12 protein-coding genes and 2 pseudogenes are annotated in these 12,893 nt (G+C 40.1%); 5 read left to right on the top strand and 9 right to left on the bottom strand.

Annotation, left to right across the window (positions count from 1 at the left end):
- Positions 1 to 55: 55 nt before the first annotated feature.
- Together ACZ5YP_RS02175 and ACZ5YP_RS02170 are read left to right on the top strand one after the other, a co-directional pair.
- Positions 56 to 223: pseudogene (locus tag ACZ5YP_RS02175) on the top strand (helix-turn-helix domain-containing protein); the annotation flags it as partial.
- 14 nt (positions 224 to 237) lie between these two features.
- Positions 238 to 1,536 (top strand): RNA-guided endonuclease InsQ/TnpB family protein, encoded by a 1,299-nt coding sequence (locus ACZ5YP_RS02170; protein WP_464835618.1) that lies wholly within the window; start codon positions 238 to 240, stop codon positions 1,534 to 1,536.
- Here ACZ5YP_RS02170 and ACZ5YP_RS02165 read toward each other — a convergent pair.
- The 3 genes from ACZ5YP_RS02165 to ACZ5YP_RS02155 form a co-directional block, all read right to left on the bottom strand.
- Complete coding sequence (locus ACZ5YP_RS02165) at positions 1,492 to 2,499, bottom strand: DUF401 family protein (RefSeq protein ID WP_464835617.1); 1,008 nt, start codon at positions 2,497 to 2,499, stop codon at positions 1,492 to 1,494. The two genes, ACZ5YP_RS02170 and ACZ5YP_RS02165, sit on opposite strands and share 45 nt — an antisense overlap.
- A 115-nt stretch (positions 2,500 to 2,614) precedes the next feature.
- Positions 2,615 to 3,523 (bottom strand): CPBP family glutamic-type intramembrane protease, encoded by a 909-nt coding sequence (locus ACZ5YP_RS02160; protein ID WP_464835616.1) that lies wholly within the window; start codon positions 3,521 to 3,523, stop codon positions 2,615 to 2,617.
- A gap of 62 nt (positions 3,524 to 3,585) precedes the next feature.
- Complete coding sequence (locus ACZ5YP_RS02155; RefSeq protein ID WP_464835615.1) at positions 3,586 to 5,049, bottom strand: gluconokinase; 1,464 nt, start codon at positions 5,047 to 5,049, stop codon at positions 3,586 to 3,588.
- A gap of 114 nt (positions 5,050 to 5,163) precedes the next feature.
- On the opposite strand from ACZ5YP_RS02155, the gene ACZ5YP_RS02150 reads away from it, so the two are divergent.
- Together ACZ5YP_RS02150 and ACZ5YP_RS02145 are read left to right on the top strand one after the other, a co-directional pair.
- On the top strand, positions 5,164 to 6,051 hold the full coding sequence (locus ACZ5YP_RS02150; protein WP_464835614.1) for a dihydrodipicolinate synthase family protein: 888 nt from the start codon (positions 5,164 to 5,166) through the stop codon (positions 6,049 to 6,051).
- Positions 6,052 to 7,059 carry a D-isomer specific 2-hydroxyacid dehydrogenase family protein gene (locus tag ACZ5YP_RS02145; protein ID WP_464835613.1) on the top strand — a complete coding sequence of 336 codons (1,008 nt, stop codon included), beginning with the start codon at positions 6,052 to 6,054 and terminating at the stop codon, positions 7,057 to 7,059.
- A gap of 96 nt (positions 7,060 to 7,155) precedes the next feature.
- On the opposite strand, the pseudogene ACZ5YP_RS02140 reads toward ACZ5YP_RS02145, so the two are convergent.
- The 5 genes and pseudogenes from ACZ5YP_RS02140 to tnpA all read right to left on the bottom strand — a co-directional run.
- Positions 7,156 to 7,716: pseudogene (locus ACZ5YP_RS02140) on the bottom strand (ATP-binding cassette domain-containing protein); the annotation flags it as partial.
- Between the two features lie 83 nt (positions 7,717 to 7,799).
- A complete protein-coding gene (locus ACZ5YP_RS02135; RefSeq protein ID WP_464835612.1) occupies positions 7,800 to 8,453 on the bottom strand; it encodes an ABC transporter permease in 654 nt (217 codons plus the stop codon).
- Positions 8,454 to 8,480: 27 nt separating this feature from the next.
- Positions 8,481 to 9,392 carry an ABC transporter substrate-binding protein gene (locus ACZ5YP_RS02130; RefSeq protein WP_464835611.1) on the bottom strand — a complete coding sequence of 304 codons (912 nt, stop codon included), beginning with the start codon at positions 9,390 to 9,392 and terminating at the stop codon, positions 8,481 to 8,483.
- Positions 9,379 to 10,764, bottom strand: a complete 1,386-nt coding sequence (locus ACZ5YP_RS02125; RefSeq protein WP_464835610.1) for an RNA-guided endonuclease InsQ/TnpB family protein — start codon at positions 10,762 to 10,764, stop codon at positions 9,379 to 9,381. Before ACZ5YP_RS02125 ends, ACZ5YP_RS02130 begins: the two co-directional genes overlap by 14 nt.
- Positions 10,761 to 11,186 carry an IS200/IS605 family transposase gene (gene tnpA / locus ACZ5YP_RS02120; RefSeq protein ID WP_464835609.1) on the bottom strand — a complete coding sequence of 142 codons (426 nt, stop codon included), beginning with the start codon at positions 11,184 to 11,186 and terminating at the stop codon, positions 10,761 to 10,763. Before tnpA ends, ACZ5YP_RS02125 begins: the two co-directional genes overlap by 4 nt.
- A 261-nt stretch (positions 11,187 to 11,447) precedes the next feature.
- Between tnpA and ACZ5YP_RS02115 the strand changes: the two genes are divergently transcribed.
- Positions 11,448 to 12,017 (top strand): TMEM165/GDT1 family protein, encoded by a 570-nt coding sequence (locus ACZ5YP_RS02115; protein ID WP_464835608.1) that lies wholly within the window; start codon positions 11,448 to 11,450, stop codon positions 12,015 to 12,017.
- 7 nt (positions 12,018 to 12,024) lie between these two features.
- On the opposite strand, the gene ACZ5YP_RS02110 is transcribed toward ACZ5YP_RS02115, so the two are convergent.
- On the bottom strand, positions 12,025 to 12,813 hold the full coding sequence (locus ACZ5YP_RS02110; RefSeq protein ID WP_464835936.1) for an SAM hydrolase/SAM-dependent halogenase family protein: 789 nt from the start codon (positions 12,811 to 12,813) through the stop codon (positions 12,025 to 12,027).
- Positions 12,814 to 12,893: the final 80 nt, after the last annotated feature.

Raw genomic sequence — 12,893 nt, 5'->3', positions numbered from 1 at the left:
TTTTTGATTGCTTGTTGTTAAGTTTATAAGCTTTTATTACTATTTATTATCATTGGTGGTTGAGGTTTCTGAGAGGTTGTTGAGGCCTAGGGAGGTTTGTAAGAGGCTTGGTATTAGCTACACTACTCTCTATCGCTGGATTAGAAATGGTAGGATTAAAGCTGTTAGAATAGCTAGTGGTAGGTATAGAATCCCAGAGAGCGAACTCAAGAGAATCATAGAAGAGGTAGGGAATAAGTGACCAGTATAGCGAGAACCGTTATTGTTAATAGCACCAGGCTTCCTAGGAAAGTATTTAGTGTCTTCGTTGAACTTGAGGGTATGTACAGAAACATGGTTGAACAGTTGACGATGTATGCTGTTTCTAGTGGAATAACGAGTTTCACCAGGCTCAAAGCATTAAAGTACCGTGAATTGAGAAAACAATATCCACATTTACCAAGCCACTACGCCTACACTGCCTGTCAGGACGCATCCACTAGAGCCAAGAGCTTTCTAAAGTTGAAGAAGAAGGGCTTGACGGATAGAGAATACCCAGAGATTAGAAACGTTACTATCTGGCTAGACGACCATCTGTGGAAAACTAATAGCTTAACTTCTATCAGTATAGCTACCCACAAGGGCTGGGTAGTAGTAAAGTTCGAGCCACACAAACAGTATTGGAAATACATCAGTAGGGAATGGAGGCTCGCTTCAGAAGCCAAGATAAAACTCGACAAGAGAAACAGGCAGTTAATAATATACCTCGTCTTCATGAAAGAGGTAGATGTGTATAAGCCCAGGGGCTATCTCCCAGTGGATGTTAATGAGAATAGTGTTGCATTACTAGTTGATGGTGTGGTTTATCTCTTCGAGACTGGTATGGAGAGGCTTGTATTGGGATATTACTACCGCAGGAAGAGTATTCAAGAAAAGTATGATAAGCTCTACGGTGTTAATTCACGTGTTAGGAGGAAAACCATGAGGAAGCTCAAAGAGAGAAATAGGAAACAAGACATTAAATGGAAGCTGGCAAATATAATTGTTAGAGTTGCATACGAGAAACAATATACTGTCGTACTCGAAAAACTTGGTAAAAACCCAGCTGGCAACATGATTAAAAGAATTAAGGATGAGCAATTGAGGCACAGGATATACCAGGCATCATTCAAAGGAATTCAAAAGGCAATCGAGGAGAAAGCCAGAGAGCTAGGAGTTCCCGTGTTCTACGTAGACCCCAAGTATACCTCCAAGACATGTCCAATCCATAAATCACAGATAACCTATGATAACGGCTCCCGCATCGGCAAGTGCAGTATTGGCGGTGAGCTGTGGCATAGAGATGTTGTTGCATGCTGGAACCTGTTTTACAGGGCCCTAGGGGGTGATGGGAGCAGTGCTCCAAGCCCCCGGGGGCTTTTACCCGTAGATGGGAGCCCCGTGCCGTTGGGCTCGACAGCCACCCATGACCCCACAGTGGTCAAAAAACCACTGTGGGCGAGGTGGAAGTCCCTAGATGCAATGAGAGACCATAAACCCATACAAACGAGCATCTAGGGACAAACGGAATCCAAGTGCAACATATGTAAACTCGAATCCCGTGGCGAAAACTATTAGTAATGGTATTGTCAACATGGCGATAAATCCCCAATTAGACAATAGTGTAACTAGTATTTCAGCGAGACGTGTTTTCTCAATTGCTTTTCCATACATTAACGATATAACAATTAGTGTTATTAGTGAGGGGTCTAATGCTCTCTTAACTGCTTTAACTAGTATTCCACGTGGAACCCTATAGACTAATATTGAAATAGCGATTACAATTGCTAGTGCTATATATAATGGTATACTAGCTACAAGTAATAGTATTGCTAGTAGAATGAAGGGCCATGTGTGTAGTAGTCCACGTAGACCACTATTACTATTCCTCCAATTACCCCTCCCTCTCGTAATAACAGTGAAAACTACTATCCCAGATAATAGTGACGCTAGTGCTATAGGCCACGTCTTCTCCAATAATTCAGTATATGAGATGCCTAGTAGTGCTGATGCAATAATAATGGTTTGATATAATGGCCAAATAGTAATCCATATATGTCTAAACCAGTAGTTGGTAAATGTCTTCTCGTATGGATCTAGCTTCATCTTGGTGTATACCGGGTCGATCATAGTAGCAGAAATATATGCACCAGCAGGCATGGGAAGCAATCCAATAATTGCAGGAATAGATACAGCTGCTGTTTTCGCGCCAATGTATTCAAGGGATTCAACTAGTTCACCAGCGGCTTTTGTTTCACGGTAGATATTAGCAAAAATCATGGCGGAAACAAGCGAGGCCACGGTATTAAACATTGTATAGTTGAGCGACTCTAATACAACATCCACTACTCCAAAACCAAGTAGTGGAATCGAATACAATAAGAAAGAAGCAAGTATAGCCAGTGCTACACTAACCCTCTTTAAAACCAGTACCACAACAACCAATACACTTACAATAAACAAGTAGACCTGTATAAGCACGTCTAGACCACCCAAGTAGACTAATTGATTATACAAACAGCTTTTAATTCATAGTGTCCAGAATTCAAGAAGGCGTATCTGCAATAACCCTTAGAGCGAAAAATCATAGATTAATCTACGAGGAGGTGTTTACAACGCGCTGAGCCTCTCTTGGTTTAATTACATGTAATAATATTATGTAGACAACTATACTTATAGCAAGCCATGAGGCTATTCCTAATGCACCAAGACCACCTAAAACCTCTCTTTCACTCAATGGTAGACTAGAAGCCACTATTGTTAAACCCCATAGTGCGTTTATAGCTCCATGTAGTGATGCAGCTGGCAATACGCTTTTTCCTACTCGTGTTACTAGTAGGTGTGGAAGAGTAAAAACAGTGGTTAACAATGTAAACAATAATACTCCTAGATAACGGTTGACTTGATAGTTGTATCCTAAGAGTATTATTGCCGAGGCGTGCCAAAGTCCCCACAATACACCGATAATTACTGTATTTTTCAAGTTGGGATTACCACCTAGGAGATCGTATAGGTAGCCCCTCCACCCTATTTCCTCGCCAAGTGCAGACAATGCATTTATAGTTAATGCAGTTGGATAAGCGAGTATTAACTGCATATATGCTGATATTGTAGCCAAACTAACCACTTGTTCCTCGCTTAGCGTTGTATTAGTTGCTCGTATAGCGTCAACAATGACCTCAATGTATTCATTGAAATCGAAAAATCCCAGTAGGGAGGCGAGAACTACATATAATCCGAGAGCACTATAAACAAGTATTGGTGATACCAGGTACATTATAATAGCGTTCTTTGATAAACCAAGATATTCCTTTAGACTCTTAGATACACTCTCTCTATAGAGACGTAGACATATTAAAACACTAAGCGTAACACTCCACATCCTCGTAAACCCCCATAAAAACACTGGGAGATTAAACCATGCCACGGCAATATCTAGCATTAATGCAATTACATAGGATAATATGGTGAAAACCAGGATTTTCCAAGCAATATCTTTATTCAAAGCCTTCCCCTATTAACAGATTTATAATTGAAAATAAATATCTTTGGGTATTTCCGTGAATACTAGTTTGATATGTATATCTTGTCTATAATTTCTGAGAATTCATTGAATAAAGCATTATATGTTTCTATTGCTTTCGGGTTTGGTATTACTGCTTCAGCTGTGTGTAGTAGGCTATCTAGTACTTGCTGTAGTTTACCTGGTGATTCAAGGGCTTTAAGTGCTAGTAGAGAGTTGCCTACGTGGACAGCATCGGGTATTTGTGGGTAGACAACACGTGTTTTTAATAGATTTGACAATACGTATCTAACAAAGTAGTGTTGAGATAATTTGCCTCCTACTCTAACCTCACTGTATTTTACTCCATTATCACGCATAGCTCTATCTATTAGAGCTAGTAGCATTAATACTCCTTCAACTACTCCTCTAACAACGTCTATTCTATCTACTTCTAAACTGAGTTTTGCAAGCATCATTCTCTTAAAACTAGATATATAGGGTAGTCTCTCCGGGAAGAGAATCGGTATAGATATTACTTTCGGCTCTACATTAACGCGTTTAGATAGTTCGGAGAATACTTCTTCATATATTCTACTATCAATAGACCCATAGAGTAGCTTCAAAATATAGTCGACTACTACAGAGCCATTGTTTAACCCGCCACCACTAAGCCATACACCCCTCAATAAATAATATGTTTGAAAACGCATTAGAGGAGACGAGTCTACTACTGGTTGATTCGAAGTAGTTCTAAACATAGCACTAGTTCCTAGGTTTACTACGGCTATATCGCTTTTTCCACCAGTTAATCCTAGAATCATAGATCCCCCGTCGTAGACACCAAGTACTAGTTGAGTACCGTTCAGGTTTGTTTCAGATGCTATACTCCCCCTGAGTATTGTTATAGTATCTCCCTCGGCTAGACTGGGTAGTTTTGACTCGTCAATTCCAGCTATATTGAGTGCTAAATCATCCCATTTGAGATTGGATATGTTTAATAATTGATAGGTACCAGAAGCTGTTGAGTAATCGGTTACTGTTTCACCAGTTAAAACAGATAGAAGGTATGATTTAGCATCTAGAAACAACTTGGTTTTACCGAGTATATCTGGGTGTTTTTGTCTAAGCCACAATATCTTTGCTAGTGTATAAATATGTAGTGGCGGACAACCGGTTCTCTGGTAGAGCTCCCTAGTGTATGGTTTGAGTTGTTCTAGGATCATAGTTGCTCTTTCATCTTGCCATGTGAGAATACCTGTCAACGGTTTTAAATCACTGTCTACAGCAATAAAACCAAATAAATAAGTAGATAGAGAGACAACATCTGGTTTGAATTTAGAGTAGTGTTTAAGTAGTTTTACAACAGCATTAACAACATCTCTAGGGTTGTGCTCGTAGGCTAGTGGTTCTGGCTTCTTTGTTTCAACTGGGATATTAGAGTAGTCTATTATCTTTAATTCTTCACTAGTATCTACAAGTGCTGCCTTGATAAAACTTGTACCGACATCAATAGATAAAACCTTCAATAATAATCCCTTGTTCAATATCTAGAAATTATGGAGTAATAAAAGAACTTCGTAAAACAAGTTTTATTGAAAACTTAAAATAAACACTACTAATCCTCTTACACGGGGATCGCCGTGTTAAGAGGAGTTGTAACAGCACTAATAACGCCTTTTATGGATGACGGCAGTCTATGCCGTCCCTGCCTAGAGCAGCAAATAGAACTACAAGTAAAGGGAGGAGTAAACGCATTATTTATTTCAGGTACTTATGGTGAAGGCGTTATCACTAGTACTAGAACTAGAGAAGAATTACTCAAAGCAACCATAGAGATAGCACCAAGTAATCTCGCTATACTCCCCCATGTTGGTAGTGCAGATGTAGAAGTAGTACTACACCTGGCTAAACTAGCTAGAGATCTAGGCTATAAAGCAATAAGCACTGTTGGGCCAATATATCATGTTCCAACTAAAACAGGTCTTGTAAAATACTTTAACTATATAGCTAAAGCAGGTGTAGACATCGTAATATATAATAACAAGGGTAGACAGGGCTACAATATATCTCCAGACGACTTTGAATACATAGTTAGAGAAGTCCCCAGTGTAATTGGTATTAAAGATACTAGTTATGATGTAGACCAACTACTAGAATATGTAAAGAGATTTGGAAGTAAATACTTTATAGCTGGAGCTGGAGACAACTTACTCTACTATACATTTGCAATAGGTGCTTCAGCCCATATATGTGGTATATCAAATCTATTCCCTGAACTAGTAGTTGAACTATATAGGGCAGTGTCCGAGGGTAATCATGCAAAAGCTCTTGAACTCCAATACAAGATCAACTCGTTTAGAAAATTCATGAAGAAATTCGGTGTAGAAGCACAAGAAGTAATAAGAGTAGCTCTTAAATTCAGAGGTGTAAATGCTGGTTCTCCACCACTACAATTGAAATTTGAATTAAACGAGCAACAACTCTTAGAACTCAAGAAAATAGTTGAAGAATACTTGGGGGTTAAATAAATGACTAAGCCTAGAATTGCAATAGTTAACTCGAAGTCTTTTGGAGTATACACAGACGCTATTGAAAAACTAAGTAGAATAGCCGAGGTTACTAGAATAGAGGTTCCTAAGAATATAAGTGGTGTTGAATTAGCAAATAAACTACAGGGTTATAACTTCGTTGTAGCAAGTGTAACACCACAATACAGCCGTGAGTTCTTCGAGAAAAACGACTCGGTAGTTATGATTGTTAGACATGGTATTGGATACGACAATATAGATGTAATTGCAGCAGAAGAACACGGGGTAATAGTATCCAGAGTTCCAGGTTGGAGGGAGAGAGAAGCAGTTGCCGAGCATGCAATAGCTTTAATGTTAGATGCTCTAAGACACGTAACTAGATCGCACAATTACGTAAAAACAGGTAGATGGAGTGAGAGAGCTAAATTCATTGGTAGAGAACTACCCAGCCTCACAGTTGGGGTAATAGGGTTTGGAAACATAGGGTCGAGAGTAGCTGAAATAATCCGAAAAGGCTTTAAAGCAAGAGTTGTAGTCTACGATCCATATGTTCCAGTAGAGAAAATTAGAGAGCTCGAGTGTGAACCAGTAGAAAAACTAGAAGACCTACTTAGACAAGCAGATATAATTACTCTACATACAGCTCTAACACGTGAAACATACCACATGATAGGGAAGAAAGAATTTGAAGTAATGAAAGATGGTGTTATAATAGTAAACACAGCACGTGGAGAATTAATTGATGAAGAAGCACTAATAGAATACATTGAAAAAGGCAAAGTAGGCGCAGTAGCACTAGATGTTGTTACAGGTGAACCTATAGGTCCAGATCACCCACTACTCAAATATGAAAACGTCGTGATTACTCCACATATAGCTGCCTACACATATGAAGCACTAAGAGGAATGGATGAAGCAGTAGTTGAAGCAATACTCAACTACTTAGAAGGGAAACCAATAGATGGCTTGGTAGTCTCGCCGAGAAATCCAAGAAAACTAAAACTCTAAAACCCAAGTATTCTTTCTAAATTTTTAATCCACATAGTTTTTTTATCTACTTCTAGACGTGTTGAAATAATAGTAGCTTCTATTGGTGTTAACGACTTATATACTGGCGGCTTCTCCATTGATTAACTCGATTATTTGCTTGACGTGTATTTTTAATTCTCTGTGTATGTAGTGTGTTGCTATTATAACAATACTTCCATTACTCGCTATTCTTGCTAGGTCTTGTATTAACAGGCTTGTTCTACTAGCGTCTAGGAAAGTAAATGGTTCGTCTAGTGCTAGTATTTCAGGGTTTAAGATTAGTGCTCTTAGAATACTTATTGTCTTTGCCTGTCCAGCACTTAGCTTGCCGGCTGGTTTACCCAGTATTTCTCTAAGCATGTATCTATCAATATAGTATTCTACTAGTGAACTGTCTACTCTTGTATCTCCTCTTAGTTTCAATCCGAGTTTTAAATTGTATTCCACAGAGCCCCTGAGAAGTATTGGTTTATCGTGGACATACGCTATCCTCTTCTTTAACTCTACTCGTCTACTCTCATCATTTATACTCCAATAGTCGACTCCATCTACGAGTATTCTACCCTTTGATGGTTTGAGTATGAATGAAAGTATTTTCAATAGTGTTGTTTTACCAGAGCCGTTGGGACCTATTAATATGTATAATCCTGGATTTGTAAACTCCAAGTTAATGTTTTTCAAGACGTAGGATTTTCTATCATATGTAAACCACACGTCTTCTAGTCTAATCTCCATAATACTCGTTCACCCAATAGTTTCAAGACTACAACTAGTGATACAGTTATAGATACGAGGATTAATCCGAGTTGAATAGCGTACTCATAGTTTCCAAGAGATGTCTGGATAGCAATAGCTGTTGTTAATACATTGGTATAGCCTTCAATACCACCACCAACTATTAATGCAACACCTAGTTCTCCCATAGCTCTTGAGAAAGAGACCAGGTATGCTGATAGTAGGATGGGTGTTAGTTCTCTTAAGAGGAGTTTAAATACTGGTTTCTCCGTGCAACCCAGTGATAACACTAGCTCTCTAATTTTTTCTCTTAGAGTATAGTAGTGTCTAAACATATATGTATACGCCATGGGGAATGCTACTAGAAACTCACCTATTATAATAGCGTATGGTGTATAAATGAGTTTTAATGCGCCTAGTGGGCCCTTGGGAAAGAGCAACATGTATACTAGTAGACCAATAACAGTTGTTGGTACTCCTACAAGTGCCTCGAAGACGCTAGATACTATTTCAACGTATTTTCTTGAAAGCCTCGATATAATAGTGCTCAGTGCTATCGAGGACATAAATGCTATTAGTGCTGCTATTGACGAGATATAAATGCTTCTAATTGTCACTGTATAAATAGACTCCGTCATATCGCGTCCTCTCAATTAAATTAAGATTTATAGTTTTGTTAAAGCTTTCCATATTTCTCCAACTAATTCCTCGCGTCCACGAACAGGGTTTAATAAACCATTAAATCTCGATGCTATTAGCTCCTGGCCCCTGCTAATCAGGTAGTCTCTAAACTTGTATGCTATATACCATGTATATGGATTATCGCAAGACGGTGTTTTAGACAGGTACATTGAGTATACATTGACGAGGTTTACTGGATCGGTCTTCAACACTACTAGGTTAACCAGCTTCCCCTCACTCTTTAATTTAGAGTATGTTGCAATATCAGTTAGTGTATATGCGTTTCCAAGGTTCTCGGCTATTATTAGTGCTTGTATCATACCCTGCCCTGTTTTCAAATACCATTTTCTACCCTCTGGGTTTAAACCAGTAGTATTCCATAATTGTATTTCCCTGATGTGTGTTCCAGAGTAGTCTCCTCTACTTACAAATACTGCCAGCCCCTGCTCGCCTGCAATATATATCCTCTTAAATGCCTCAAAGACATTTTCAGCACTGCTAATATTTGCCGGGTCGTTAGCAGGGCCTACAATAACGAACTCGTTGTATGCAAAAAACGCTAGTTTCTCAATTAACCCCTTCTCAATATACTGCAACTCTAGTGTGGGGGCATGGGTAAAGCCAATACAAGCAGAGCCGTCGGCTAGTAGTCTTAGTGTTTCACCAGAACCTCTAACCAATACGTCGAATTTAATGTTTAAACCAGTAATATTGTTGAAGTCGCTGAATAATTCCTCGAGTAGTCCAATTTGGTATAGAGATGTAGTCGTAGCAACCCTCACAGTATACTGGCTTGAAGTAACGCTAGAATAATTTAACCCGGTATAGAAGCCAGCTAGAAACATAGATGCGAGTAGAATAATCAATAAAGCATAAATAGACCTAGTCTTCTTCAATGCGTCCACCGAGTTGTGAGACTCCGTTCTTCACGAGGTACCGGATCAGCCACCTGACCTCCTCCCCGCCCTGAAGGGCGAGGGTTCCCTTTGGAGCGGAGAGGTTTGGGGCTACATTCCCAGCGAAAGCTGGGTTCAGCCCCGCGCCTGGTCTCAGGCGCGTTACCCCTACCCCGCTTAGGGCGGGGCTCGGGGCTATGGATTTTGTCTTCGAGAGTATGTTGAATGCTCCCACTAAATCTGCGTTGAACACTTTGTTGTGTTTGTAGCACTTCAGCAATCCCCTGACTATTCTCTTGTGACCTATGTGTGTTCTACATATTGGGCATGTCCTCGACGTATCTCTTTCATCAACGTATTCTACTTCAATTCCGTACTCTTCAGCAACTTCCTTTAATCTCCTCAGTAGATAGCCATAGCTCCATGCATGGACAACTTCGAAGTTAGCCTTAGAGTTCTTGTTAGGTTCTTGTGCAATATATTTGGGGTAGCCTACGATTATTCTTCCAACACCTTTATAGTGCAACCACTCTATAGCGTTCCTAACAGCCCAGTCTATGCAGCTCTTCACCTGCTTTCTCCACTTCTTGTACATCCTCCTGAGCCTCTTAGATGTATTCAATCCATATCTATTCAAAGTGCTCTGATACCTAGCTATCCTGTTTCTCCAGTAGAAGCTCATTGATTTAAGGGGTCTCCCACGCACAAGCATGGCGGAGCCATCGTCCACGTAGATGGCCAACAGATTGTTGATGCCTATGTCTACTCCAGCAACTTTATCGCCAAGAGGTTTCATGGGAACTCTAACCCTCCTGCCCCCAACCATCTTCTCCTCGACGTCAAACGATATGTGTATGTACCACTTCTCCTCATCAGAGTCATAATGTATTTCCGCCCTTCCCTGCATACCAATAATGTGTATTCTACCAGAGAACCTTACCTTCAAAGAACCGATGGCTCCCAAACCCTTGATAACTATATAATCTCCATCAATCTTGTACTGGTCGTTTCTTAAAACTGTCCACAGCACTCTTCTACCTCCTCTCTTCCTGTAGCTCGGCGGATTAACCCTTTTCATGAATGGCGGTAGTCTCCCCTCTTTCTTTGCTTTCAACAGCGAGAAGAAGCTTCTCCAAGCCTCATCGTTTTTGTTCAGGACTTGCTGTGCTGTCGCTGAGCCAATCAACGTCTTGTACTTCTCGTAGAACTCCTTGTATGTTCCCTTCAAATCAACACTCTTGGTCTCGAAGAACATCCTCCTCCTAGCATAGCTCAGCTCGTTCCAGAGCTTCGACGACAAGCTACAGAGAGCCCTCAGCTTCGCTTCAGCATCTTTATCTGGAAGCAGTCTCAGCGTTACTGTTCTCTTCATCTCTCTCTCGCCCACTGCTCCTCAACATACCTCTTGACTACGTCGGCCGTTACATTCCCAACCGTTGCCACGAAGTAGCTTCTGCTCCAAAGCTTCCCTCTAGACGCTTTGGCTCTAAGCCCTGGAAACCTCTGCAGTATCCTCCTAGCGCTCTTACCCTTCAGGTAGTTCACGATATAGGCTGGAGAGTGCCTCGGAGGGCATAATGCAAACACGTGGACATGGTCGGGCATAACCTCTATAGCTAATGGTTCACACCCCAACTCTCTGAGTATTTCCTTCAAGACCTCTCTAGTGTACTCAGCAACCTCCCCCACAAGAACATCTTTACGGTACTTGGGAATCCACACAAAGTGGTAGCCACACCAATACCTAGCATGTCTAGTGCTTCTAAGGCTACTCCACGCTAGAGGTTCGCCCACCGAGGCACTCCCCAAAACACATTATAGGATACACACCTTATAAGCTTTTCTATCCATCCCCGCCTTAAAAGGCGAGGCTTTCAGTTGTAAACACATTATACTCATCTATGTTGAATTAGAAATTCGTACTAGCTATATAAATACAAAATGCATTATTTCAAGTACCCTACTGGGAGAGTTGATTCCACCTGTATGGTTTAATTAATAAACCTTGACTTGGATTACAAAGAGCGGATTGATTAAGAGTGAGAGTGAAATATAGTGGACTCAATAACAACGTTGTTGTTGTCAATAGGACTAGTATTTACAGCTGAAATTGGAGATAAAACAATGATATCTACAATTATACTTGCTCTTCAAACAGGTAGATTTATACAAGTAGTCGGCGCGTCTATTCTTGGTTTTACACTTGCAAATATTATTGCTGTCGTCGTCGGCTTTATTGCTAGGAGTATGGTAGACTTGTCTATATTGAAGATCCTGGCTGGAATACTGTTTATTGGAGTTGGATTCTGGATGATAATGGGTAAAGAGGAGGAAGAAGAAAAAACGAGTTTACATGGTGTACTAGCTGCATTCCTCACTGTTTTCCTCATGGAAATGGGTGATAAAACCCAGATAACTGTTTTCACTCTCTCTATGCTCTACGATAATCCATTAATAGTGTTGATTGGCGGTGTGTTGGGGTATGGAGTAGCCAATATATCTGGACTACTTGTCGCCAAGTATATTGAGGGTAGAGTAGACTGGTTGAAAATCAAGAAATATGCTGGATTGGTAATGGTGTTTATTGGTGTCCTAGTAGTAGTTGAATACATTCTCGGATATTGAGTCTAAACTAGGAGAACTTTAACTTCAATCTCTCTCCTTGTCTAACACCTAGTAGTCTACTCGCATCTCCTTTAAACACAGCTATCTCGAAGTAGCCCCATGAATTAATATAGCATGCTAGCTCTCCTTCTCTAACCCAGCTAAAACTAGGTACGTATTTACACTCGTATACTCTGCTATAATTTGAGATTTGTATACTACTCCACAGTGCTGGTTTTACTTGTTGTAGTAGTGACTCGTCAATATTTGTCATTATGTTTCCATATACATCAATGTATAGTATTGAGGCCTCGACAACCCTGTTTTCCAAGTCTACTCTTGGTTTTTCAATTTTCATTCTCACTATCTCGTCTGGTTTTAATTCCACTCCTATTTCTTCTAGTGGTATTCCACGACTAATCCATGCTGCTACTGGTGCAAAAATATCTCTACCGTGAAATGTTGACGATACTACTGGCAGTCTATACCTTGAATTCGACACGTCAAATACTCTTTTAATACCATCTATTTCTGCTAGTAGTGAGAGACATCCATTATCTGGGCCTACGAGGATGTAGTTGTTTGTCTCTATAACAATTGACTTCCTCTCCCCGCCGACACCAGGGTCTACTACTACAACGAATATTGTATTTCTGGGGAAATACCTTGCTGAAACAGCCAGCATTACTGTTGCTTCTAGTATATTGTGTCTCTCTACACCGTGTGTTAAATCAATTATTTCAGCGTCGGGGTTTATTGATTTAATAACTCCTTTCAAAACACCGACATATGGGTCTTTATATCCGTAGTCGGTCATTAACGCTATTATCTTCTTCACTTGTACACCACCATACTGTATTTTATTACTCCTTGATTCTAATAGTTATAAATAGCCGG

The organism is Sulfophobococcus zilligii (assembly GCF_055398255.1).
This window is presented reverse-complemented; position numbering and strand designations above follow the sequence as displayed.

What these genes read in the sequence shown, in the direction of transcription:
- ACZ5YP_RS02145 (WP_464835613.1), top strand. Translation starts at nt 6,052, where the DNA reads ATGACTAAGCCTAGAATTGCAATAGTTAACTCGAAGTCTTTTGGAGTA.
- ACZ5YP_RS02135 (WP_464835612.1), bottom strand. Translation starts at nt 8,453, where the DNA reads ATGACGGAGTCTATTTATACAGTGACAATTAGAAGCATTTATATCTCG.
- ACZ5YP_RS02125 (WP_464835610.1), bottom strand. Translation starts at nt 10,764, where the DNA reads ATGAAGAGAACAGTAACGCTGAGACTGCTTCCAGATAAAGATGCTGAA.
- ACZ5YP_RS02110 (WP_464835936.1), bottom strand. Translation starts at nt 12,813, where the DNA reads ATGACCGACTACGGATATAAAGACCCATATGTCGGTGTTTTGAAAGGA.